Source organism: Streptomyces sp. NPDC091377, assembly GCF_044757045.1.
In the GTDB taxonomy this organism is placed as follows: Bacteria; Actinomycetota; Actinomycetes; order Streptomycetales; family Streptomycetaceae; genus Streptomyces.
The window spans coordinates 796,547-820,219 of the sequence record NZ_JBIVUE010000001.1; the positions used below are offsets into that span (position 1 = coordinate 796,547).

The following is a 23,673-nucleotide window of genomic DNA, read 5'->3' on the forward strand; positions in this document are numbered from 1 at the left end:
TGCGCAGTTCCCCGCGCCCCTTTGGGTGGGGGCTGGGGTTTGTGGGCGGGCGGCCGTCGTGGGGGCTGGTTGCGCAGTTCCCCGCGCCCCTTTGGGTGGGGGCTGGGGTTTGTGGGCATGCCCGCGTTGGGGGGCATGTCTGGGTTGGATGGTTAGGCCGTGGCTGAGCGGCGGAGTCTGGCTGTGGGGCGCAGGAGCAGGGAGAGGGACGCGGCCGAGACGACCACGGCGCCGGTGAGGATCAGCAGGAGATTGTCCGTCCCCAGGGAACTCTGGGCGATGAAGGCGCCGATGAGCGAGCCGCCCACGCCGGTCGACAGGACCAGGGGGCGGGCAGGCAGACGATGCGGCAGTCGACTCGCCGCCGCCCAGGCGAGGGCCACACCGAGCACCGCGGAACTGATCGCTTCCAAGAGCATGTCGGGGTTCCTCCCACCAGGCCGTCCCGCCCTAAACGGTCCTAGGCGGTCATACCCCTGACCTGCGGAATGCAATCCCCTCTGTGCGTGAACTGTGGGGGGAGTGTGGAGGCAGTCGGGGGCGCCAGGGGCGCTCGGGGCGCCGGGGACGGGCGAGACCGACGGGAACGGCGAGGGCCGGTGGCCGGGGCTCTCGCCGCCGGGCCACCGGCCCTCGTACCTTGTCTCGCGTCGCCCTACAGCGCCCCGAAGCCCACCTTGCGCGGGGCCGCCTCGCCGATCTCGACGTAGGCCAGGCGGTCGGCCGGGATGAGGAGCTTGCGGCCGTGCTCGTCCTCAAGGCTCAGCAGCTGCGACTTGCCCGCCAGCGCCTCGGCCACCACGCGCTCGACCTCCTCGGCGGTCTGACCGCTCTCCAGAACGATCTCGCGGGGCGCGTGCTGCACGCCGATCTTGACCTCCACGGCTATGTCCCTCCGACGGTCAGTGAAGTGCGCGACCTTCCGCGCCGTACGCAGCACACATTAGCCCGGTGAGGGGACCTAGATGTTCCGCCCTGCCACGCCAGGAGCGAACAGCGGGCGGGAACAAAGCGAACAGCGGGCGGGAACAAAGAAGGACGGGCGGGTCCTCGAGCCGGGACCCGGCTCGGTCCTCGGCTCAGTGCTGCTGCTCGCTGCCGTGCAGCGGGAAACCGGCGATACCCCGCCAGGCGAGCGAGGTGAGCAGCTGGACCGCCTGGTCACGCGGCACACTGCGGTCGCTGTGCAGCCAGGAGCGGGCCACGACCTGGGCGAGGCCGCCCAGCCCGGAGGCCAGCAGCATCGACTCGGCCCGGGACAGGCCGGTGTCCTCGGCGATGACCTCGCAGATGGCCTCGGCGCACTCGGTGGTGACCTTGTCGACGCGCTCGCGCACCGCGGGCTCGTTCGTCAGGTCCGACTCGAAGACCAGACGGAACGCGCCGCCGTCGTCCTCGACGTACGCGAAGTAGGCGTCCATCGTCGCGCGGACACGCTGCTTGTTGTCGGTGGTCGACGCGAGCGCGTGCCGTACTGCCTGGATCAGGGACTCGCAGTGCTGGTCGAGCAGGGCGAGGTAGAGGTCGAGCTTGCCGGGGAAGTGCTGGTAGAGCACCGGCTTGCTGACGCCGGCGCGCTCGGCGATGTCGTCCATGGCGGCCGCGTGGTAGCCCTGGGCCACGAACACTTCCTGCGCGGCGCCCAGCAGCTGGTTCCGTCGTGCACGGCGCGGCAGGCGGGTGCCCCGCGGGCGTGCCGCCTCTGTCTGCTCGATGGCTGTCACGCCGCCTCCCAAGATCGTCCCTGTGCGGTGTGCCGCCGCGCGGCCATCGTACTTTTCGGTAACCGTGGTGTGCGCGGTGCGAGCGCAGAATTTCACGGACCCGGCCGTCATGAAAGCTGTGCGTATGGCGCCGAACACGGTCCGACCGGGAGAAACCGTCGGGGCTCGGCCCTGGTAGCGGTCCCTCGGTCTTCTTGTTCCGGTCAGCGGTAGTCGTCCTCGTCGAGGGAGACCACCCTGGCCTGCTCGGCCAGGTCGCCCTCGTCGGCCTCGTGGCTGTTCAGCGCGGTCGGCGGGTCGTCGCGCTCCGGGGCCACGGCGGCCCGCTGCTCGGCGGTGTCGGCGTCCGGCGCCTCGACGTCGGGCTCCGTGGGGTTCTCCATGCCCTCTTCGCCCTCTTCCAGGAATGTCTCGGGGTCGGTGGGGTCGACGGCCATGGCGGGCTCCCTTCCTGACTACGAGCGTAGGAGACAGCCGCCCCGGACGCTATGCGATCCGCGTCCGGGACGTCACGCCGCGCGAAGGGAGGCACGTATCCGTACTTGTCCGTAATCGGCCCGTCTCTGCTTGTGATGGCGAACACAGGAACCGCTGCGTGATCGTCTCGTAACATTGCCGCATGTCTTCGACCGAGTCGCCGTCCGTATCGACGGCCAACGTCCTCCCGAAGGTGGCGCCCGTCAGGGTCGCGGACGGTGAGCGGCTGCGGTCGGTGCGGCTGCCGGGGATGTCGCTGACGGTCCGTTCGCGACCGGGCGCCCGCGAGGGACTGCCGCCCGCGCTCTACGTCCACGGACTGGGCGGCTCCTCGCAGAACTGGTCGGCGCTGATGGAACTCCTCGACGGCACGGTGGAGAGCGAGGCCCTCGATCTGCCGGGCTTCGGCGACTCCCCGCCGCCGGACGACGGCGACTACTCGGTCACCGGGCACGCCCGCGCGGTCATCCGCTATCTCGACGCCGCCGGGCGCGGCCCCGTCCATCTCCTCGGCAACTCGCTCGGCGGAGCGGTCACCACCCGAGTGGCCGCCGTACGGCCGGATCTCGTCCGGACCCTCACCCTGGTCTCGCCCGCCCTTCCCGAGCTGCGCGTCCAGCGCACCGCCGTACCGACCGCGCTGCTCGCGCTGCCCGGTGTGGCCCGGCTGTTCACCCGTCTCACCCTGGGCTGGAGCGCCGAGCAGCGGGTCCAGGGGGTCACCGGGCTCTGCTACGGCGACCCCGGACGGGTGACGCCCGAAGGGTTCGGCCACGCGGTGCAGGAGATGGAGCGGCGGCTCCAACTGCCGTATTTCTGGGACGCGATGGCACGCTCCGCGCGCGGTATCGTCAACGCGTACACGCTGGGCGGCCAGCACGGACTGTGGCGGCAGGCCGAACGGGTGCTCGCGCCGACCCTGCTCGTCTACGGCGGCCGGGATCAGCTCGTAGGCTTTCGGATGGCCCAGAAGGCGGCCCGCGCCTTCCGGGACAATCGGCTGCTGTCACTGCCGGACGCCGGGCATGTGGCGATGATGGAGTACCCGGAGACGGTGGCCTCGGCGTTCCGTGAACTCCTCGAAGACTTCGGGGAGCCCGCCGGGAGCGCGAGATCGGGTACGGGTGCGGATGTGAAGGCCGTGGCGGCGGTGGACGATGGCGGGAGCGATGTGACGATGGACGCAACGAGGGCCGGGAGTGAACCGGCCGGGTCCATGGACACGTCGAGTACAAGTACGAGCGGGTCGGATGGGTCGGGTACACCGGGCGCACCGGTCACACCCGTCACGCCGAGTACGTCGGATGCGTCGGACCCGTCCGGTCCGTCCACCGGTCCATCCACGAGTACGTCCACGAACACAGGGAGCTGAGGCGGGACGTGGGACGCCACAGTCGCCGGGGGTCCGCCCCCCAGGGGGACGCCACGGGCACGGGGGGTCGCCGCCGAGGGGCGGGGGCCGAACCGGGCCAGGGGGTTTCCGGGGCGCCACGCTCCACTGACGGCGTGCCAGGTCGCGCCGCTGACGGCACGCCGGGTCCAGGCGGGCCGCGTTTCGACGGAAGAGCCTCGGCCGCAGGTGGGCCGAGGCTCACTGACGGTACGCCCGCGCACGGCTTTCCCCGACTGCCCGACGGCACGCCCGCGCACGGCACGCCGGCCCATGGCACGCCGGCCCACGGCACCCCGGTGTACGGGGCCTCCGCTCACGGGACGGCGTCGGCGCGGGGCGGGCACCCCGAGCAGTACGAGACCGGTGGTGGCTGGGGGGAGCTGAGGGGACGGGGCACCGGCGGTGCTTCCGGCGCCGCCGGCCAGGGTGCCCCCGGGGGTCCCGGAGGTTCCGGGGGTCCCGGGATACCGCGACAGCGACCCACCCGGCCCGCTTCTGCGGCCGGTGCCGGGCCCCGACAGGATTACGTCGACGCCTTCGACGGCGACGACGAGGGGTTCGACCCGCCGCACGGGGCGAGGTCCGGCTCCGGCGCGGGCCGCGCGGGTGACCCGTACGCCTCCGTCACCCGGTGGGAGACGCAGACCGACACCCAGGTCGGGCTGCTGATCGACGCCCGTGACGGCGACGACGGTCCACCGGGCTCCACCGCGCCCGAGCGCGGCAGGGACGGCAAGGGCGGCAAGGGCCGGACCTTCACGGGGATCGCGGCGCTCGCTGTGACGACCGTGCTGGCGGTGGTGGTCGCCGGACAGGTCCGCGCCGGCGACGACCCCTCCGTACCGGCGAAGCCCGCCGCCGATCAGGCACGGGACACCCGTGATCCCGCCTCGCGCGGGGACGGGCGGCCGACGCCGACCGAGTCGCCGAGCGTGGTGCCGCTGACGTACGACCAGAAGATGGCGAAGCTCTACCCGCTGAGTGAGACCCTGGCGGGCTCCGGCGAGTTCGAGGCCGTCGAGGGGGTCGACAGGGCGCCGGGCGACGGGGACAAGTACACCTACCGCGTCGACGTCGAGGAGGGGCTCGGGCTCGACGCCGACCTGTTCGCCGAGGCCGTGCAGAAGACCCTGAACGACGAGCGGAGCTGGGCCCACGGAGGCGGTCGTACGTTCGAGCGGGTCCACTCCGGCTCCCCGGACTTCGTGATCACCCTGGCCAGTCCCGGTACCACCGGCGAATGGTGTGCCATGTCCGGTCTGGACACCACCATCGACAACGTCTCGTGCGACTCGGCCTCCACCGAGCGCGTGATGATCAACGCCTACCGGTGGGCGCAGGGCTCGGAGACCTACGGCGACCACAAGATCCACGCCTACCGGCAGATGCTGATCAACCACGAGGTCGGACACCGGCTCGGGTACACCCATGTGACCTGCGACGCGGACGGCGATCTCGCGCCGGTGATGCAGCAGCAGACGAAGTTCCTGGAGTACGACGGGGTCTCCTGCCGGGCCAACGCGTGGCCGTACCCCGGAGGTTCCGGGAGTTCCGGGGACGCCGGGAACTGATGCCCGGGGCGGCGCCGTGCCGGGCCCCCGTGGGCGCCCGCGGCCCTGCGTAGCTGCATGTAGCCGCTTGATCGCATAGCGCGACGGAACGCGATCCGCACGGGAAAGTTACGACCGTTCACCCCTTTTGGTGGCGCGATGGACAACCGTCCGTCGCGCCACCGCCTTGTCCACATACGTTCGTCCCGCTGCGAGCCACCGGGTCGGCGGTGGCTCCCCATACAGGAGATCGGGGGTGCACTCGTGCGCATCGGACTGCTTACGGAGGGTGGCTATCCGTATGTGAGCGGTGATGACGGGCTCTGGTGCGACCGGCTCGTGCGCGGGCTCGGGCGGCATGAGTTCGACATCTACGCGCTCAGCCGCAGCGAGCGTCAGGAGCACGAGGGCCGACTGCCGCTGCCGCCGCAGGTCCGCCGGGTGCGGACCGCGCCGCTGTGGACCGCCCAGGACGACGGGGTCGCCCACGGACGGCGCGCACGCCGGCGGTTCGCGGAGGCGTACGGGGAACTGGTGGCGGTGCTGTGCGCCGCCGAGCCGTACGGGGGCGCGGACTCCTCCGAGCCGTATGGGGGCGCGGACTCCTCCGACCTGGCTGGTCCGTCCGCCGTGGCCGGTCCGTCCGGCCTGTCTGGTCTCTCCGGCCTGTCTGGCTTCTCCGGCCTGTCTGGCTTCTCCGGCCCGTCTGGCTTCTCCGGCCCGTCTGATCTGGTCGGGTCTCCCGGTCGGTCCGGCGGTTCCGGCGGTTCCGGCGGTTCCAGCCGTTCCGCGGTTCAGGCGGACCGTTTCGCCTACGCGCTGTACGGGCTCGCCGAACTCGCCCGCGACGAGGGCGGACTGGTCGGCGCGCTCCGCTCGGAGATTGCCGTACGCGCCCTGGAGCGCGCCTGTCGTGCGCCCGGCGCCCCGCGCCCGGCGCGTGAGGCGCGCGTACCGGATCTGCTGGCCGTCGCCGCGCATCTCGAACGCGCCCTGCGCCCCCTCTCCCTGGACTGGTACGAGGACACCGGGCTCGGCTCGGTCGACCTGTGCCACGCCGCGTCCGGCGGTACGGCCGCCCTGCCCGGACTGCTGGCCCGGCACTTCACCGGCGTACCGCTGGTGGTGACGGAGTACGGCGTGCGGCTGCGGTCGCACTACCTCGCGTCCGGCGCCGATGTGGCGGCCCCCGCCGTACGGGCCCTGCTGGCGGCCTTCCACGGACGGCTCGCGGCGGAGGTGTACCGGCGCGCGGCCCGGGTGACCCACGGCAACGCGCACGCGCGGCGCTGGCAGGAGCGGTGCGGGGCCGGCCGGGACACGCTGCGGACGGTGTACCAGGGGATGGACGTCACCCCCTTCGCGGAGGCCGGTGAGGCACCTGAGCAGACCGACCCGGACACCCTGGTGTGGGTCGGCCGGGTGGAACCCACGAAGGACCTGATGTCGCTGCTGCACGCCTTCGCGGAGATCCGCAGGGCGGCACCGAAGGCACGGCTGCGGGTGGTGGGCGCCGCCGTCGGGGCGGAGGGCGCGGAGTATCTGGCGCACTGCCGGGCGCTCGCGGCGCACCTGTTCCCGGACGAGGCCGCCGGTCCGCACGCGGTCGGCGAGAACCCGGTGTCCTTCGAGGAGATCGGCGGGCCCGACGTGCCGACACCGGCCGCGGCGTACGCCTCCGGCGCGGTCGTGGTGCTGTCCAGCGTGGTCGAGGGATTTCCGCTGAGCCTGGTCGAGGCGATGCTCAGCGGGCGCGCGACCGTGTCGACGGACGTGGGCGCGGTGGTCGAGGTCATCGGCGGTACGGGGCTGGTCGTACCGCCCCGGAATCCGCGGGCGCTCGCGGAGGCGTGCGTCGCGCTGCTACGGGATCCCGCGCGCCGTGCGCGCCTCGGGGCCGCCGCGCGCGCCCGGGCGCTCGAACTGTTCAGCGTCGAGCAGAACGTCGCGGCGTTCCACGGCATTTATCTGGAGGTCGTCTCCCAGTGCCCGGACCGCCATGTCGTCCTCGACGCGACCGGCGACCCGATGCCGTTCGCGGTCCCGGCGGAGGCCCACGTCCCCGGTCACTGGACCGCCGACGTCACCCACCACATGGCGGCACCCCGCGGCACCCCGGGCTGGGCGGCGGGGCCGCCGGTGCGGGGGGCGGCGAGGACACCGCGGCCCGCGCCACCGTCACCGGCACCGTCACCGGCGTCGGTGGGACTGGCGGCCGGGTGGACAGGGGGCGGTGAGCGGTGAGTGCGGTGCGTGACATCAGGGGTGGCAGTGGCATGAGTGGCGTGAGTGGCGTGAGCGGTATGGGCGGTGCGAGCGCACGGCAGATGGTCGACCGTCCCGGCAGGCCGGTCAGTCCGGGGGCCTGGGACACACGGTCGGAGGAGTGGCTGGGGGAGGGGACCTCGGAAGTGGGGCGCGACGACGGTGACTTCGGTGGCGACGGACGGGGCGCTGAGCCCGCGATAGGCGGCGCCGGTCCGACCGGCGAGCCGAGCGGGCCCGGACGGTCGGGCGAACGGCGGGTCATCACCGCGGCCGGACAGGCAGTCGGATCCAGGAAGACGGCCGGGCAGGCGACCGGATCCACGAGGATGGCCGGGCAGGCGACCGGATCCAGGAAGACGGCCGGGCAGGCGGTCGGGCCGCGGCGCGGTACCGCCGACCCCGTGAAGGCCCTGATGCACCAGCACCGGGACCTGTGCGAACAGGCTGTCGACGCCTTGGAGATCGCCGCCGGACTTGAGGCGCACGGGGTCACCGACCGGACCGCCACCCGCTTCCTGCACCGGGACGTCTTCTCCCTCGCCGAGGAGATGTTCGCCCGCGTCCCGCGCGACGGCGAGGCCCGCCCCCGCCCCGAGGCCCTCACGGTGCCCGAGGTGCGGGCCGGCTGGATCGTCCGCACGCTGCTGCCCGGTGCGCTGGGTGCGGCTACGGTGGCCGCACTGCCGTACACCGACGGGCTGCTCCGGCCGGCCGTCGCCGCCATCGGCATCCTCGCCACCGCGCTCGGTCTGCGCGCCGCCCTCACCGCAGGGCCGCTCGCCCCACGCCGCCCGCTGCCGGGGACGTACCCCTCCAACGGCGTCTGGATCTGCTGGCTCCTCGCCTACGCCGTGCTCGGCGACGGTCTCCTCCAGGCCGCCCTCACCGGCGGCCCCGACACCCTGCCGACCGGCACCCCCGACGGCCCCTGGCCCCTCACCGCGGCTCCGCTGCTCACCCTCGCCCTGGCCTGCGCGCCCGCCGCCTGGGCCGCCCACCTCTTCGCCGCCGGGGCCCGCCGCGCCCTCACCGCCAGCCGGGGCCTGGAGGAGTTCGCCGGCGCCGTACGCCCCCGACTCCTCGGCTCGTTCGCGCTGTTCCTCGGCGCCCTCGCCGCCCTGTCCACCGGCTGCGCCACGCTCCTGGACGAACCCGGCACCCCCTTCCGGCTCTCCCAGACCCTCACCCTCGGCGCCCTCCTCCTGCTCGCCCGGCTCCTGCACCTCCACGGCTTCACCCACGCCCCCGCCGTGATCCTCACCGCCGCCGCCGGTACCGAGGCCCTCGCCCTCACCACCGTCTTCGCCGGCCGGCTGCCCGGCCTCGACCCGGTCGCACTGCCGGTCGAGTCCCTCGTGGACACCTGGGGGCCGGCCGCCGTACCGACCCTGATCTGCGGCCTCGGGGCCCTCGCCCTCCTCGTCCACGCGGCCCGCACCCTCACCCGCGCCTCCGCCCACGCCCGGACGGAGTCCCCCTGACGACCGCACCGACGCCGCGGCCACCGGCACCGGCAGCCCACGACAACCCGGCGCACAGCGCCGAGCACCCCGGCATCACCGCCGAAAAGCACCCGTGTCACCCCCTCGAAGGAGAACACCAGATGACCACCTCCCGACCCGGAGCAACCGGAGCACCAGGACCCACCGGTGCCTTCGGCCCGACCGGAGCGCACACCCCGGGAGCCGCCCGATGAGGGTTCTGCTGATCGGAGCCAACGGCTACCTCGGCCGTTTCGTCGCCGACCGCCTGCTCGCCGACCCCGCCGTCCAGCTCACCGCGCTCGGCCGCGGCGACGACGCCGACGTCCGCTTCGACCTCGCGTCCGGCAGCCCCGGCGCGCTCACCCGCTTCCTCGACGCGGTCCACCCGGGCGTCGTCATCAACTGCGCCGGCACCACCCGCGGCGGCGCCCGCGATCTCACCCGGCACAACACCGTGGCCGTCGCCACCGTCTGCGAGGCCCTGCGCCGCAGCGGCTGCGGCGCCCGACTGGTGCAGATCGGCTGCGCCGCCGAGTACGGTCCCAGCCAGCCCGGCTCCTCCACCGCGGAGGACGCCGTGCCGCGGCCCGGCGGCCCCTACGGCGTCAGCAAGCTCGCCGCCACCGAACTCGTCCTCGGCTCCGGCCTCGACGCCGTCGTGCTCCGGGTCTTCTCCCCGGCCGGACCCGGCACCCCGGCCGGCTCCCCGCTCGGCCGGCTCGCCGAGGCCATGCGCCGCGCGATGCAGTCCGGCGACGGCGAACTGAAGCTCGGTGGTCTCGGTGCCCAGCGCGACTTCATCGATGTCCGCGATGTCGCCCGGGCCGTCCACGCCGCCTCCCTCTCGGCCGCCCAAGGCGTGATCAACATCGGCTCCGGCCGGGCCGTCCGGCTGCGTGACGCCGCCGCCACCCTCGCCCGCGTCGCCGGCTACGGCGGCGCCCTGCACGAACTCGACGGCCCGCCCGGCCCACTGCGCGCGACCATCGGCCACCCGCGCGGCGAGTCCGACCATCTGTCCCCCGTCGCGTACCCGTACCCCGACGGCTGCGGCAGCTGGCAGCAGGCCGATGTCCGCACCGCCCGCGACCGGCTCGGCTGGCGGCCCCGGATCCACCTCGAAGAATCGCTCGCCGACATCTGGATGGAGGCCGCATGCCGTATCTGAAGCTGACCGGCCCGACCAGGCCGCCCCGGCTGCACACCCGTGCCCCCGGCGACCCGAGCAGCCTCGTCCGCACCGGCTTCGGCGTACCCGGCTGTGCCCACCCCCTCGTCGCCGGTGCCGAATGGGCCGCGCTCGCCCGCCCCGGCGCCCCGCTGCACTGGGTCGTCCTCGATGTCGCCGACGGTCCCGGCGACCGCCCCGACCCGCACTGCCTGGAAGCCGCGGGCCGGCTGCGCAACGCCGGGATCCGGATCCTGGGCCGCATCGACACCGCCTACGGCGCCCGCGGCTTCGGCGATGTGATCTCCGACGCCCACCGCTATCTCGACTGGTACCTCACCGACGGATTCCTCCTCGACCGCTGCCCCGCCGGACGTGACACCCTCCCCGAGATCCGCCGCACCGTGACCGCCCTGCGCGCCATCAGCCCCACCGAACCCCATGTCGTCCTCGGCCACGGCACCCACCCGCACCCCGGCTACGCCGAGAACGCCGACCAGTTGGTCACCTTCTCCGGCCCCTGGAGCGACTACCGCTGGTCGCAGGTGGCCGAGTGGACCGCCGGCTATCCACCCGAGAAGTTCTGCCACTTCGTCCACGGTGTGCCCCGAGGGCATCTGGACGAGGCCCTCCGTATCGCCCGCTGGCAGGGCGCCGCCACGCTCTGGTTCACCGACCGGGTCGCACGGGGCCGGCGGGGCGGGCGGGACACCCCCGGAGGGAGCCCCTGGGAGACCATGCCCGGTTACTGGGACGAGATCGTCTCGCGTGTTGGAACAGGTGTCTCGGAATGAAAAAGGCCGTGGCACTGTTACGGGGAGAACCACCGTAGTGATAGACCGACCAACGGAGTCCCCGTGTCGCTGCCACCCCTGGTCGAGCCCGCCGCCGAGCTCACCGTAGACGAGGTCCGCAGGTACTCCCGCCACCTGATCATCCCCGACGTGGGCATGGACGGGCAGAAGCGGCTGAAGAACGCCAAGGTGCTCTGTGTGGGCGCCGGCGGCCTGGGCTCGCCGGCGCTGATGTACCTGGCCGCGGCGGGTGTCGGCACGCTCGGCATCGTCGAGTTCGACGAGGTCGACGAGTCGAACCTGCAGCGTCAGATCATCCACAGCCAGGCCGACATCGGCCGCTCCAAGGCCGAGTCCGCGCGCGACAGCGTCCTGGGTATCAACCCGTACGTGAACGTGGTCCTTCACCAGGAGCGGCTTGAGGCCGACAACGTGATGGACATCTTCAGCCAGTACGACCTGATCGTCGACGGCACCGACAACTTCGCCACCCGCTACCTCGTCAACGACGCCTGCGTCCTGCTGGACAAGCCGTACGTGTGGGGCTCGATCTACCGCTTCGACGGCCAGGCCAGCGTCTTCTGGTCCGAGCACGGCCCGTGCTACCGCTGCCTCTACCCCGAGCCCCCGCCCCCCGGCATGGTCCCCTCCTGCGCGGAGGGCGGCGTCCTGGGTGTGTTGTGCGCGTCCGTCGGCTCCATCCAGGTCACCGAGGCGATCAAGCTCCTCGCCGGCATCGGTGAACCGCTGATCGGCCGCCTGATGATCTACGACGCCCTGGAGATGCAGTACCGCCAGGTCAAGGTCCGCAAGGACCCGGACTGCGCGGTCTGCGGCGAGAACCCCACCGTCACCGAACTCATCGACTACGAGGCGTTCTGCGGTGTCGTCTCCGAGGAGGCGCAGGCCGCCGCCGCCGACTCGACCATCACTCCCAAGCAGCTCAAGGAGTGGATCGACGACGGCGAGAACATCGAGATCATCGACGTCCGTGAGATCAACGAGTACGAGATCGTCTCCATCCCGGGCGCCAAGCTGATCCCGAAGAACGAGTTCCTCATGGGCACCGCCCTGGAGAGCCTCCCCCAGGACAAGAAGATCGTCTTGCACTGCAAGACGGGTGTCCGCAGTGCGGAAGTCCTCGCGGTCCTGAAGTCGGCGGGCTTCTCCGACGCCGTCCACGTGGGCGGCGGGGTCATCGGCTGGGTCCACCAGATCGAGCCGGACAAGCCGGTCTACTGATCCGGCTCCACCGTCCGACCGGCGGGGGCCACAGGCGCCAAGGGTGCTTGTGGCCCCCGCCGTCGTCATGAGCAGGTCGTGCCGTCCTTGGGTGTCCTGCCCTCCAGCAGATAGGTGTTGATCGCCGAGTCGACACAGTCGCTGCCGTTGCCGTACGCGCCGTGGCCCTCGCCCTTCCAGGTCAGGACCACTCCGACGCCCTTGCCCAGCTCGTCGGCCATCCGCTGGGCACCCTCCACCGGGGTCGCCGGGTCGCCCGTGTTGCCGACCACCAGGATCGGTGCCGCGCCCGGGGCGCTCACCTCCGGTGTGTCGAACTGGCCCAGCACCGGCCACTCGTGGCACCAGCCGGCCGTGTCCCAGCCCAGGAACGCCCCGAACACCGGCGAGATCTTCTCGAACTCCGGCAGCAGCGCCTTCGTCTCCTTCACGGTGGGCCGCTGCTTGTCGTCCAGACACGATATGGCCCGCTGGGAGTGGGTCGAGGTGCCGTAACGGCCCGAGGCGTCCCGGTCGTTGTAGGCGTCGGCCAGCGCGAGCAGCTCGGAGCCGTCGCCCTTCTCGGCCGCCTCCAGCGCGCTGGTCAGCGTGGGCCAGCTGGACTCGCTGTACAGCGGCAGCACGATGCCGATCACCGCGAGCGTCTGGGTCAGCTCACGGTCGGACGAGGTGGCCAGCGGCTTCGCGTCCATCCGCTTCAGCAGGTCCGCGATCCGGCGGGTGCCCTCCTCGGGGTTCTCGCCGGTGGAGTCGAGGTAGTTGTCGAGGGCGCGCTGGAAGCCCCGCGCCTGGTTCTTGGCGTGGTCGATGGTGCCCGCGGCCGGGTCGACCACCGCGTCCAGGACCAGCCGCCCCACGTTCTTCGGGAACAGATGGGCGTAGACCCCGCCCAGCTCGGTGCCGTAGGACATGCCGAAGTAGTGCAGCTTGGTGTCGCCCAGGACCTGGCGCATCAGGTCCATGTCGCGCGCGGTGTCCGTGGTGGAGACATGCGCCAGCAGCGGCCCGGCCCCCTTCTCGCAGCCCGCCGCGAAGTCGGCCGCGTCCGCGAAGAGCGCCCGCTCCTCCTGCGCTGTGTCCGGCGAGGCGTCCAACGACTCGGCCGCCTCGATCGCCTTGTCCTCGCGGCAGCGCACGCCCTCGCTGGCGCCGACCCCCCGCGGGTCCCAGCTCACCAGGTCGTACCGCTCGTGCAGGGTGCCGACCGTGGACTCGAACGCCGGCATGGTGGACACGCCCGAGCCGCCCGGTCCGCCGAAGTTGAACAGCAGCGAGCCGATCCGGTCGTCCCCCTCGGCCTTGGCGCGGATCAGCGCCAGATCGATCGTCTTCCCCTCCGGCTTCGACCAGTCCAGCGGCACCTTGAGCGTGGCGCACTGCCAGCCGCTGCCCGGAGCCGGGGAGTCGTCGGTCGCGTCGCACTTCCCCCAGTCCGGCCGCTGGGAGGTCAGCGACGCCGGCAGCCCGGATCCGGACGGGGGCGCCGCGCCGGTCGGGCTGGAACTCCCGTCGCCGTCACCGCCCTTCCCCTCGTCCGACGAACCCGAGCTGCACCCGGCCGTCAGCAGTGCCGCCGCGGCGCCGAGCGCCGCCCACCGTACGAAACGCGTCATCGCATCCCCCTCGTTCTTCCCCCGCGCAAACCGCCCGCCTCTCGTCCGCGAGCGCTGTCTGACCATCGTAGGCGGAGATCGCACTGTCTGTCGGAGCCTGTGGATAACTCTCTGACCTGCGGTTTTCCTGGTCGCTCTGGTGGTGGGTCGGGGTGCTCCGCCGGTCAGGAGCAGACCGTGCCCGCCGCCGGGACCCTCCCGTTCAGCAGATAACCGTCCACCGCCGTCCGTACGCACGGGTTCTTGCTGTCGTACGCCCCGTGCCCCTGACCCTTGTACGTCACCTCGACGCCCACGCCCTTGCCCAGCGCGGTCACCATCTTGCGCGCGCCCTCGTACGGGGTCGCCGGGTCGCCGGTGTTGCCGACGACCACGATCGGCGCCGCGCCGGGCGCGCTCACGTCCGGGTGGTCCGCGGCGCCGGGCACCGCCCAGTCGGTGCAACTGATCATGCCCCAGGCCAGATAGTCGCCGAAGACCGGCGAGGCGGCGCGGAACTCGGGGAGCTTCCGCTGGACGTAGCCGACGTCGTAGCGGGGCTTGTCGTCGGCGCAGTTGATGGCCACATTGGCCGCGGTGAGGTTGCTGTACTCCCGGTTCTGGTTGCGTCCGTTCATCGAGTCGGCCAGCACCATCAGGATCTGGCCGTTGCCGTCGTACGCCTGGTCGAGGCCCTCGGTGAGATAGGGCCAGAAGTCCTGTGAGTACAGCGACTGCGCGATGCCGCTGGTGGCGGCGGTCTGGGTGAGTTCCCGAGGGAAGACACCGGGGATCGGCTTGCGGTCGAGGTCGCGCAGCAGCTTCGCGATACGGCTTTTCACGTCCTGGGCGCTGGTGCCGATCGGGCAGTCCTCCTCCTGCGAGACGCAGTTCTGGGCGAAGTTGTCGAGCGCGAGCTGGAATCCCTTGGCCTGGCCGAGCGAGCCCTGTTCGGAGGTCTGCGTCGGATCGACCACCGCGTCGAACACGGCCCGGCCCACGTTCTTGGGGAACAGATGGGCGTAGACGCCGCCGAGTTCGGTGCCGTAGGAGATGCCGAAGTAGTGGAGCTTGCTGTCGCCGAGGACCTGGCGCATCAGGTCCAGGTCGCGGGCCGCGTCGGTGGTGCGCACCTGCGGGAGCACCTTCTTGGAGTTCTTCTCGCAGGCCGCGTTGAACTCCTTCACGTTGTTCAGGTACGTGGCGCGCTCGGCGGCGTCGTCGGGGGTCGCGTCCTGCTGGAAGTACGCGTCGAGTTGCTGGTCGTTCTCACAGCGGACCCCGGCGCTGCGGCCCACCCCGCGCGGGTCGAAGCTGACCAGGTCGTAGCGGGTGCGCAGGGTGTCGTACTCGGTCCCGAAGGCGGGCAGCGTGGTGACGCCGGAGCCGCCGGGGCCACCGAAGTTGAAGATCAGCGAGCCGAGGCGCCGGTCCGCCGATCCGCTCGTCCTCGCCCGGATCAGCGCGATGCCGATGGTGTCGCCCTTGGGATCGCTCCAGTTCAGCGGCGCCTTCATGGTGGCGCACTGCCATGCCGTGCCGCCCGGCAGCGGTGAGGGCGCGTCCCCGCCGCCCTCGGCCTCCGACGGGGCGGGACACTCCTTCCAGCTCAGTTTCTGCGCCGTCGGATCCTCGCCCTTGGAGTCGTCGTCACCACAGGCCACGGCGGTGGAGGTGAGCAGCAGGGCGGTGGCGGTGAGAGCGGCGGCCCGCAGGGATCGGTTCGGCATGAACCCATCCTGCGGTCGGCCGGGGCACGCCGCTCGGGGCACGGGCCGTACGAGGTACTGGCCGTGCGAGGTACTGGCCGTACGCGTGCCGGCGGTACGGGCGTCAGTGCGTGAAGCGGCTCACTGTCTGCGGGTGGATCACCAGACGGACCTGGTCCTCGGCCAGCATCCCGGCGAGTGCGGTGGCGCGGGCCGGGTCGGCGAGGTCCCAGTAGCGGGCGGCCAGCCGGGAGCACAGGTCGTGCGCCCCGTCGGACTCGACCGTGGTGCGGCCGGCGACCGACACCCAGCGCTCGGTCTCCCCCACGGGCGCGGCGACGACGATCGAGGCGCGGGGATCCTGGCGCAGCCGCCGCACCTTGAGCGTCTCCGGGCCCGTGAACAGCTGGATCGTTCCCTCGGCGGTGGCCTCGAACCACACCGGACGCGGCTGCGGCGGGACCGGTCCCTCGGCCACGGACAGGAATCCGTGCAGGGGGCGTCGGAGGAATTCGAGGTCCTGGGCGGTCAGCGCACTGGTACTCATGGCGCCGATTCAACACGGCCGCGTCGGACGATTCCATAGGTGAGAAGCCGGGTCGCCTGTGTATGCGTCTCATGGGGGTGCTGGTGTCGGTGACGTGGCGTCGGTGACGTGGGCGTCGGCGGGGACGCCGGTGACGGCCGGGGGCGACGACCCTGATCGTCGGTGTCTATCCCGCGCGCGTAGAGCGCCCTTTCCGGATGCCGCCGCTATAGGGCGTCGCGTCGGCTGCCCGTCCTCAGAGCGCGCCCTTGCGCGTGAGGTGGCTGAACGCCAGCCAGCCCGGCAGTACCGGCAGCCACAGGGTGAGCAGGCGGAACATCAGGACGGCCGGGGCGGCCACCTCGCTGGGCAGGCCGACCGCGATGAGGCCGAACGTCAGGGTGGCCTCCACCGCGCCGACACCGCCCGGCGTGGGCGCCGCGGAGCCCAGCGCGTTGCCCGCGAGGAAGACGATCGCGACGCTGGCGATGCTGATGGAGGTGGTCTCGTCGCCGAAGGCGCGGATCGAGGCGTCCAGGCACATCACGAAGCACGCCGTCAGCAGCAGCATGCCGCCGATGCCGGTGACGAGCTTCTGCGGGCGCTGGAGCACATCCAGCATGCGCGGTACGACGCCCGCGAAGAGCGACCTCACGCGCGTGACGACGAACTTCCGCAGGAACGGCACCGACGTGGCCACGAGTGCGAGCACCGCGACCGTCAGCAGACCGGCGATGACGGTCCGGGACGGCGACAGCGACGGTGTCTTCTCGATGCCGGTCAGATAGCCGAAGGCCAGCAGCATCAGGATGTGACAGCCCAGTCCGAACAACTGCGACGCGCCGACGCTCGCCACCGCGAGACCGGGCCGCACCCCCTGGCGTTGCAGGAAGCGCGTGTTCAGGGCCACACCGCCGACCGCCGCAGGCGCCACGATCTTCACGAACGACCCGGCGACCTGCGCCGCGACGGTCCGCACGAACGGCACCCGTTCCGGCACGAACCCCAGCAGGCTCATCGCCGCCGCGAAGTAGCTCAGCGCCGAGAACAGCACGGCCGCGATGACCCAGCCCCACTCGGCGGTCGCGAACAGTGTCCCGAACTCGATGTGGGTGAGCTGCGAGAGCAGGAAGTAGGCGGCGAACGCCCCGGCGATGATGCTGATCAGGGTGCGCGGCCTGACCCGCTCCAGCCGGGCCGGTTCCACCGGCGCCTGTGGCCTGATCCGCAGCACCTCGTGCCGGATCTGGGTGAGCGGATCCTCCTCGCGCGCCTCGTCCATGGCGACGTCTATGGCCCGCTTCTCCGCACGCGACTGGGCGCGCGCCGTCTTCTTGTCGAGCTTCTCGGGTACGGCGCCGGCCTCGTCGCCCGCCGCCTCCGCACGGGCCGGCTTGGACTGCCGGGACGCTTCGAGCACGGCCTCGCGCTCCCGCTCGGCGCGTTCCCGGGCCAGTCGGCGCAGGGTCGCGCGCGTGGAGCGGGTCAGGCCGATCGGCTGGAGCATCGGCAGACAGTCGGCCACGGTGTCCGGGCCGAGCACACTCAGCGCCGATGCCACCGCGCGCTCGGCGCCCACCCGCAGGGCGAGCGTGGTCACCAGTTGCGCGATGTCCATGCGCAGCAGCAGATCGCCGGCCGCGATCTCACCGCCGCGCAGATCGGTGAGGATCACCCTGCCGGAACGATCCACCAGGATCGCGTCTCCGGCCAGCCTGCGGTGCGCGATACGTCGTGACTGCAGGGCCCGTACCTGGTGCCAGGCGTTGCGCAGCAGTTCGTCGGTGATCTCCTCGTCCGCCAGGGAGTCGAACGAACGTCCACCGGTGTGCTCGTAGACCAGTATCACGGCGTCGGGACCGAGTTCCGAGGTCGCGATCAGCTTGGGCGCGTTGGCCCCGGCGGCGATGGCCGCGTAGGCGAGCAGCGCCTCCTGCTCCAGGGCCTGGCGCAACGACTGGAGACTGCGCCGGGTGGCGAAGCCGCGCAGGGTCAGATTGCGCCACACCCGGTAGAAGAAGCCCTGCGCCTGCTGCTCGCGGTCCACGACCGTGACATCCAGCGGGCGGCCGTCCTCCAAGGTGACGAAGTAGCGCCTTCCGCGGTCGCCGATGTCGGTGTCCGTGGGCTCCTCGCGCGCGGCGCTCACCGGGCGGAAGCCGACCGTCCGCAGCCCCGCCATGAGGGTGCGCCCGGTGGGCCGGACGTTCGGCGAGCCGACCGCGTAGAGCGTCCCGTAGGCCACGCTCCAGCCGATCAGCACCGTCAGGATGATCGAGAACGGGGTCGTGTAGCCGGTGACCAGCATCGAGAACGCGTCGAGCATCAGGACGATCCACAGCACCGCGCGCCAGCGTGGTCTGCGGGACATGCCGACGGCGGTCATGTACGCGATCACCGGTGCGAGGTAGCCGTGCACCGGGTCGGTGAGCGCGGTGATGTCGCCCGGGGAGGGCTGGGTGAGCGCCTCCTGGATGGAGCCCGGGGCGGCCTCGGCGACCCACAGGTCCGTGGCGAGGGTCACTCCGTGCGCGAGCACCGCCGCGAGCACGCCGTCGGCGATGCGCAGCCCGTCGCGTTTGATCAGCCGCTCGATCGCGAAGGCGACCGGGACCAGCAGGATCGCGATGCTGGACGCCAGCCCCGCGATCTTGATCAGCAGGTCGGGTGCCTGGCCGGTGCCCTTGTTGATGTCCTGTTCGAGGCCCGAGGTGGTGCCGTGCGCGAACGCCGCGATCGCCAGCAGGACGGCGATCCCGAGGACGCCGACCAGAAGGCGCATGAGGTCGGAAGGACGGTGCACGCGCGCGGGGAGCAGTGGTTCGTCGCCCTCCACCGCGTCCGGACGGTTCTCCTCGGGACCGGGACCGGGACCGGGCCCGGGGCCGGGACCGGGGTCGCGGTCGGGGTCAGGACCGGGACCGGGGGGCGGGGCGGGCGTGGAGCCGTTGTCGCCGTCGCCGTTGCGGTCGTTATGGCCGTCGTGGTCGTCCCGTGGGTCCTGTCCGTCGCGGGAGCCCGGTGGACCGGGTGGTCCCGGTGGACCTGGCGGGCCGGGCGGGCCGGGTGTGCCAGGCGCCTCGGTGCCTTCGGTGCCCTTGGGCCTGTCGGGGGTGACGGGTGCGGGTGTGACGGGGGGGACGGGTGTGACGGGTGTGTCACGGGGGTCCGGTGTTTCCCGGGACGGCCCGTCGCGGTGGGCGGATCCGTCGCCCTCGCCCGGTGCCTTCATGACCGTCTCGCCGGTGTCCGGGCGCGACGCGGCGTCAGCGGTACCCGCCGCGTCCTCGGGGTGCACACCCTGCTGCTTCATCGACTCTTCTTGGTCTCGTATCACCGGTCACCGCCCGCACGATGGTGGCATGCCCCACCGACACACGGGGGCATCAGGGTGCAAAAGCGGGGCCGCACAGTCTGCCGGAAGCGCCGCGGCGGGGCGAGGGCCACGCACCGTCGCGGGCCCGCCGCATTGTCGGTGGGGTGGGGCAGGATGGGACGAATGAGTGAGGAGAGCCTGCCGGTGGACGCCCGTGCGCAGTACGCGGACGCCCTGCCGGACTACGCCGAGCGGGTCCTTGAGGTGGCCGAACTGATTCCGCCCGGCCGGGTGATGACGTACGGCGATGTCGCGGAGTGGTTGCAGGAGGGCGGCCCGCGTCAGGTCGGCCGGGTGATGGCCCTGTACGGCGGCGCCGTCCCGTGGTGGCGCGTCGTGCGCTCGGACGGCGTTCTGCTGCCCGGGCACGAACTGGAGGCGCTCGCTCACTACAGAGCCGAGGGGACGCCCCTGAAGACGGCGAGCCGGGCCGCCGAGAACCATGTGCCCCGGATCGACATGAGACGGGCGCGCTGGGACGGCGGAGGACACGCGGAGGCTCACACCTGACAGCTTCCGCCATCGCAGGCCGCCACGGGGGAAGCGTGATCCGTACGAGGGAAGCGGGGCACCGGCGTGACATGACATACGTTCGTGCAGCGAGGGGCGGGTGTGACGCACGGGCCGCAAGGGAAGAAGCGGAAGCCCGGCTTCCGGCCTCTTCGGCGGCGTAGCGTCGGCTGCGCGCGTCCCGCTCACCCCGCGGTCACCGCCCGCCACACCCGACGACGGCCGTCCCCCGGCACCCCTTGCCGGGCGGCGCCTCCCGCAGCCCGAGACAGACCCGAGCACGACCACCAGGACCGGCGAACCACGTGAGCTCCTCTTCCTCCACAAGGCGTCTGCCGCACCCACAGGTGCGGCAGGGGAACCGTGGCGCTCACCGGCTGGTGCGTACCCCACCGGCCCCGCCCGACCCCCCTCGTCTGGACGCCGAACAACGTGCGGTGGTTGCTCACGGTCACGGCCCCCTGCTCGTTCTCGCAGGTCCGGGCACCGGGAAGACCACGACCCTGGTGGAGTCGGTGGCCGCCCGCATCGCGCGCGGAGGGGACCCCGCCCGCATCCTCGTCCTGACCTTCAGCCGCAAGGCCGCCGTCGAACTGCGCGACCGCATGGCCCTGCGCATAGGAGCGGCCCGCGCCCCCCAGGCGACCACCTTCCACTCGTTCTGCTACGCCCTGGTCCGCGCCCACCAGGACAACGAACTGTTCGTGGAGCCCCTGCGGCTGCTCTCCGGCCCCGAGCAGGACGTCACGGTCCGTGAACTGCTCGCCGGCCAGACCGACCTGCAACGGGCCGACCTCGCATCCGTGCGGTGGCCCGACGAACTGCGCGCCTGTCTGACCACCCGGGGCTTCGCCGACGAGGTCCGCGCGGTCCTCGCCCGCAGCCGTGAGCTGGGCCTCGGCCCCGAAGCCCTGGACGCCTTCGCCCGCCGCATCGGACGGCCCGACTGGCGGGCCGGGGCCGCCTTCCTCGCCGAGTACCTCGACGTGCTCGACCTCCAGGGCGTCCTCGACTACGCCGAACTCGTCCATCGCGCGGTGCTCCTCGCCCACCGCGCGGAGATCGCCGAGAAGCTCGCCACCCGCTACGACGCCGTCTACGTGGACGAGTACCAGGACACCGACGCGGCCCAGGTACGGCTGCTGCACGCGCTGGCGGGCGGCGGGCGCACCCTGGTCGCCTTCGGCGACCCCGACCAGTCGATCTACACCTTCCGGGGCGCCGACGTGAACGGCATCCTGGAGTTCCCGGACGACTTCCCGCGCGCGGACGGCCGCGCGGCCCCCGTAGAGGTGCTCGGCACCTCACGCCGCTCCGGCGCCGCCCTGCTCGCCGCCACCCGCCTGCTCACCCGCCGCATGCCGCTGACCCGGCTGCCCGCCGACAAGGTTCGCGCCCACCGGGAACTCGCCCCCGCGCGCGAGGGAGGCCGGGTCGAGGTCTTCACCTACCCGACGGCCGGCACCGAGCTGGACAACATCGCCGACATCCTGCGCCGCGCCCACCTGGAGGACGGCGTCCCCTGGCGCGACATGGCCGTCCTCGTCCGCGCGGGATCCCGCACCATCCCCACCCTGCGCCGCTCCCTCACGGCCGCCGGGGTCCCCCTCGACATCGACGGCGACGACATCCCGCTGCGCCACGAGCCGGCCGTGGCACCCCTGCTGACGGCCCTGCGCGCGGTGGCCACGGCGGAGGTGACGGGACGGAGCGACGGGGGAGCGCGGAGCACCGGAGGGCAAGGGCTGTCAGGGCCCGGCCCCGACCCGTCCCCCGGGTCGGAGGAGGAACCCGCTCCGTGGCTCGACACCGAAACCGCCCTCACGCTGCTCACCTCCCCCCTCGCCGGTATGGACGCCGCCGATCTGCGGCGCCTCGGGCGGGCCCTGCGGGACGAGGAGCGGGCCGGCGGCAATCCGCTGCCGCCGCCCTCGGACGAACTGCTCGCGCGGGCGCTCGCCGAGCCGGAGCGGCTGGCCGTGCACGACCCGGCGTACGCGCGCGGCGCCCAGCGGCTCGGCGGGCTGCTGCGCACGGCCCGCGAGCGCCTCGCGGGCGGGGGCACCGCCGAGGAAGCCCTGTGGGCCCTGTGGGAGGGCACGCCCTGGCCCGGCCGCCTGGAGCGGGCCACCCGACGCGGCGGCGCGGCCGGCCGCAACGCCGACCGCGACCTGGACGCCGTCTGCGCCCTGTTCGCCACCGCCGCGCGCGCGGAGGAACGCACCGGGGGCCGCGGCACCCTGAACTTCCTGGCGGAGATCGACGCCGAGGACATCGCCGCCGACACCCTCACCCGGCGTGCCGTGCGCCCCGACGCCGTCCGCCTGATGACCGCGCACCGCTCCAAGGGCCTCGAATGGCGCCTCGTCGTCGTCGCGGGCGTACAGGAGGGACTGTGGCCGGACCTGCGCCGCCGCGGCTCCCTGCTGGAGGCCGACCGGATCGGCCGCGACGGGCTCGCCGAACCCCTCACCCCGGGCGCCCTGCTCGCCGAGGAACGCCGGCTCTTCTACGTCGCCGCCACGCGCGCGAAGGAACGCCTCGTCGTCACCGCCGTGAAGGCCCCCGCGGACGACGGCGACCAGCCCTCCCGCTTCCTGACCGAACTCGGCACCGAGCCCCGGGACGTCACCGGCCGCCCCCGCCGCCCCCTGTCCGTCGCCGCGCTCGTCGCCGAACTCCGCGCCACCACCGTCGACCCGCGGGCCTCCGACGCGCTCAGGGAGGCCGCCGCCCGCCGGCTGGCCCGGCTCGCCGCGCTCACCGACGAGGACGACCGCGCGCTGGTGCCGTCCGCGCACCCCCAGCGCTGGTGGGGCATGTACGAGCCGACCGAGTCCAAGGTGCCGCTGCGCCACCGCGACCAGCCCGTGGTGCTCTCCGGCAGCGCGCTCGACCAACTCGCCAACACCTGCTCCCTCCAGTGGTTCCTGGGCCGCGAGGTGAAGGCCGACGCGCCCGCGACCGCCGCCCAGGGCTTCGGCAACGTCGTGCACGCCTTGGCCGACGAGGTCGCCTCAGGACACTCGCCCGCCGACCTGTCCGTCCTCATGGAACGCCTCGACTCCGTGTGGAACGCGCTCGCCTTCGACGCGCCGTGGAAGTCCGCCCAGGAGAAGGACAACGCGCGCGTGGCGCTCGAACGCTTCCTGAAGTGGCATGTGACGGACCGCGCGGGCCGTACGCCCGTGGCCAGCGAGCACGACTTCGACATCACCCTCGAAGCGGGTGACTACGAGGTCCGTATCCGCGGCCAGATGGACCGGGTGGAGGCGGACGGCAACGGCCGCGCCTATGTGGTCGATTTCAAGACCGGCAAGCAGGCACCCAGTTCCGCCGAGGTGGCCCGCCACCCCCAGCTCGCCGTCTACCAGCTCGCGGTCCGCGAAGGCGCCGTCGACACCGTGTTCGACGACGTACGCCCCGAGCCCGGCGGCGCCGAACTAGTCCAGCTCCGCCAAGGCGCCGCCAAGCGCGACGGCGGCGAGACCCTGCCCAAGGTGCAGGCCCAGGAGGCGCTGGAGGGGGAGTGGATCGGCGAGCTGTTGGCCACGGCCGCGGGCAAGGTGCTCGACGAACGGTTCACCCCGACCACCGGCCAGCAGTGCGCGCACTGCGCGTTCCGCGCGGCGTGCAGCGCCCGGCCCGAGGGACGGCACGTGGTGGAGTGAGCGGGGCGGCAGGGGGGGCGTGAGCGTTGTGCCTAAGGGAGGCGGGCGGCAGCGGTGGCGTGAGACGGGCGGCAAGCGGTGGGGTGAGACGGGCGCTGTCACCTCCCGCCGGGCTGCCGGGCCCGCTGCCGAGCCGCGGCCTCTCCGGTCCGGGTGACGGCCGGGATCGCTCCGGTCCGGGTGACGGCC

At 72.7% G+C, this 23,673-nt stretch carries 17 protein-coding genes; 9 read left to right on the plus strand and 8 right to left on the minus strand.

Annotated elements, in window-relative coordinates:
- Nucleotides 1-152 precede the first annotated feature (152 nt).
- The 4 genes from ACIQNG_RS03530 to ACIQNG_RS03545 all read right to left on the minus strand — a co-directional run bounded on the left by ACIQNG_RS03530 (nt 153) and on the right by ACIQNG_RS03545 (nt 2,161).
- Nucleotides 153-419, minus strand: coding sequence for a hypothetical protein (locus ACIQNG_RS03530; RefSeq protein ID WP_401429861.1), 267 nt, complete (start codon nt 417-419; stop codon nt 153-155).
- Between the two features lie 236 nt (nt 420-655).
- Nucleotides 656-883 (minus strand): DUF3107 domain-containing protein, encoded by a 228-nt coding sequence (locus ACIQNG_RS03535; protein WP_401429863.1) that lies wholly within the window; start codon nt 881-883, stop codon nt 656-658.
- A gap of 196 nt (nt 884-1,079) precedes the next feature.
- The gene (locus ACIQNG_RS03540) at nt 1,080-1,724 is read right to left on the minus strand and encodes a TetR/AcrR family transcriptional regulator (RefSeq protein WP_401429865.1); all 645 of its coding nucleotides are present in this window, start codon (nt 1,722-1,724) and stop codon (nt 1,080-1,082) included.
- A 203-nt stretch (nt 1,725-1,927) separates the two neighbouring features.
- Entirely contained in the window at nt 1,928-2,161 is a 234-nt protein-coding gene (locus ACIQNG_RS03545; protein WP_401482435.1) for a hypothetical protein, read from the minus strand.
- Between the two features lie 182 nt (nt 2,162-2,343).
- Here ACIQNG_RS03545 and ACIQNG_RS03550 point away from each other — a divergent pair, with 182 nt between their 5' ends.
- From ACIQNG_RS03550 to moeZ, 7 genes are all read left to right on the plus strand, one after another.
- Nucleotides 2,344-3,573, plus strand: coding sequence for an alpha/beta fold hydrolase (locus ACIQNG_RS03550; RefSeq protein WP_401482436.1), 1,230 nt, complete (start codon nt 2,344-2,346; stop codon nt 3,571-3,573).
- Between the two features lie 8 nt (nt 3,574-3,581).
- A complete protein-coding gene (locus ACIQNG_RS03555; RefSeq protein WP_401482437.1) occupies nt 3,582-5,165 on the plus strand; it encodes a DUF3152 domain-containing protein in 1,584 nt (527 codons plus the stop codon).
- Nucleotides 5,166-5,408: 243 nt separating this feature from the next.
- A complete protein-coding gene (locus ACIQNG_RS03560; RefSeq protein ID WP_401482438.1) occupies nt 5,409-7,388 on the plus strand; it encodes a DUF3492 domain-containing protein in 1,980 nt (659 codons plus the stop codon).
- Between the two features lie 32 nt (nt 7,389-7,420).
- The gene (locus ACIQNG_RS03565; RefSeq protein ID WP_401482439.1) at nt 7,421-8,893 is read left to right on the plus strand and encodes a hypothetical protein; all 1,473 of its coding nucleotides are present in this window, start codon (nt 7,421-7,423) and stop codon (nt 8,891-8,893) included.
- Between the two features lie 211 nt (nt 8,894-9,104).
- Nucleotides 9,105-10,064: an NAD-dependent epimerase/dehydratase family protein gene (locus ACIQNG_RS03570; RefSeq protein ID WP_401429875.1), complete on the plus strand. Its 960-nt coding sequence runs from the start codon at nt 9,105-9,107 to the stop codon at nt 10,062-10,064.
- The gene (locus tag ACIQNG_RS03575) at nt 10,052-10,858 is read left to right on the plus strand and encodes a spherulation-specific family 4 protein (protein ID WP_401482440.1); all 807 of its coding nucleotides are present in this window, start codon (nt 10,052-10,054) and stop codon (nt 10,856-10,858) included. The genes ACIQNG_RS03570 and ACIQNG_RS03575 overlap by 13 nt, the downstream gene beginning before the upstream one ends.
- A gap of 63 nt (nt 10,859-10,921) precedes the next feature.
- Nucleotides 10,922-12,100, plus strand: coding sequence for an adenylyltransferase/sulfurtransferase MoeZ (gene moeZ, locus ACIQNG_RS03580; protein ID WP_401482441.1), 1,179 nt, complete (start codon nt 10,922-10,924; stop codon nt 12,098-12,100).
- Nucleotides 12,101-12,165: 65 nt separating this feature from the next.
- Here moeZ and ACIQNG_RS03585 read toward each other — a convergent pair whose 3' ends face one another.
- From ACIQNG_RS03585 to ACIQNG_RS03600, 4 genes are all read right to left on the minus strand, one after another.
- Nucleotides 12,166-13,713 carry an alpha/beta hydrolase gene (locus tag ACIQNG_RS03585; RefSeq protein ID WP_401482442.1) on the minus strand — a complete coding sequence of 516 codons (1,548 nt, stop codon included), beginning with the start codon at nt 13,711-13,713 and terminating at the stop codon, nt 12,166-12,168.
- A gap of 164 nt (nt 13,714-13,877) precedes the next feature.
- Complete coding sequence (locus ACIQNG_RS03590) at nt 13,878-15,422, minus strand: alpha/beta hydrolase (protein ID WP_401482443.1); 1,545 nt, start codon at nt 15,420-15,422, stop codon at nt 13,878-13,880.
- A 103-nt stretch (nt 15,423-15,525) separates the two neighbouring features.
- The gene (locus ACIQNG_RS03595) at nt 15,526-15,948 is read right to left on the minus strand and encodes a pyridoxamine 5'-phosphate oxidase family protein (RefSeq protein ID WP_401482444.1); all 423 of its coding nucleotides are present in this window, start codon (nt 15,946-15,948) and stop codon (nt 15,526-15,528) included.
- Between the two features lie 235 nt (nt 15,949-16,183).
- Entirely contained in the window at nt 16,184-19,240 is a 3,057-nt protein-coding gene (locus tag ACIQNG_RS03600) for a YbhN family protein (protein ID WP_401482445.1), read from the minus strand.
- Between the two features lie 186 nt (nt 19,241-19,426).
- On the opposite strand from ACIQNG_RS03600, the gene ACIQNG_RS03605 reads away from it, so the two are divergent.
- Nucleotides 19,427-19,813, plus strand: coding sequence for an MGMT family protein (locus tag ACIQNG_RS03605; protein ID WP_401429889.1), 387 nt, complete (start codon nt 19,427-19,429; stop codon nt 19,811-19,813).
- A gap of 305 nt (nt 19,814-20,118) precedes the next feature.
- The gene (locus ACIQNG_RS03610) at nt 20,119-23,484 is read left to right on the plus strand and encodes an ATP-dependent helicase (RefSeq protein WP_401482446.1); all 3,366 of its coding nucleotides are present in this window, start codon (nt 20,119-20,121) and stop codon (nt 23,482-23,484) included.
- Nucleotides 23,485-23,673: the final 189 nt, after the last annotated feature.

Excerpts from the sequence above, each read along its gene's own strand:
- ACIQNG_RS03575 (WP_401482440.1), top strand. The coding sequence starts at position 10,052 with ATGCCGTATCTGAAGCTGACCGGCCCGACCAGGCCGCCCCGGCTGCAC.
- ACIQNG_RS03600 (WP_401482445.1), bottom strand. The coding sequence starts at position 19,240 with ATGAAGCAGCAGGGTGTGCACCCCGAGGACGCGGCGGGTACCGCTGAC.
- ACIQNG_RS03605 (WP_401429889.1), top strand. The coding sequence starts at position 19,427 with ATGAGTGAGGAGAGCCTGCCGGTGGACGCCCGTGCGCAGTACGCGGAC.
- ACIQNG_RS03585 (WP_401482442.1), bottom strand. The coding sequence starts at position 13,713 with ATGACGCGTTTCGTACGGTGGGCGGCGCTCGGCGCCGCGGCGGCACTG.
- ACIQNG_RS03545 (WP_401482435.1), bottom strand. The coding sequence starts at position 2,161 with ATGGCCGTCGACCCCACCGACCCCGAGACATTCCTGGAAGAGGGCGAA.
- ACIQNG_RS03570 (WP_401429875.1), top strand. The coding sequence starts at position 9,105 with ATGAGGGTTCTGCTGATCGGAGCCAACGGCTACCTCGGCCGTTTCGTC.
- ACIQNG_RS03530 (WP_401429861.1), bottom strand. The coding sequence starts at position 419 with ATGCTCTTGGAAGCGATCAGTTCCGCGGTGCTCGGTGTGGCCCTCGCC.
- ACIQNG_RS03550 (WP_401482436.1), top strand. The coding sequence starts at position 2,344 with ATGTCTTCGACCGAGTCGCCGTCCGTATCGACGGCCAACGTCCTCCCG.
- ACIQNG_RS03595 (WP_401482444.1), bottom strand. The coding sequence starts at position 15,948 with ATGAGTACCAGTGCGCTGACCGCCCAGGACCTCGAATTCCTCCGACGC.
- ACIQNG_RS03590 (WP_401482443.1), bottom strand. The coding sequence starts at position 15,422 with ATGCCGAACCGATCCCTGCGGGCCGCCGCTCTCACCGCCACCGCCCTG.
- ACIQNG_RS03565 (WP_401482439.1), top strand. The coding sequence starts at position 7,421 with ATGAGTGGCGTGAGTGGCGTGAGCGGTATGGGCGGTGCGAGCGCACGG.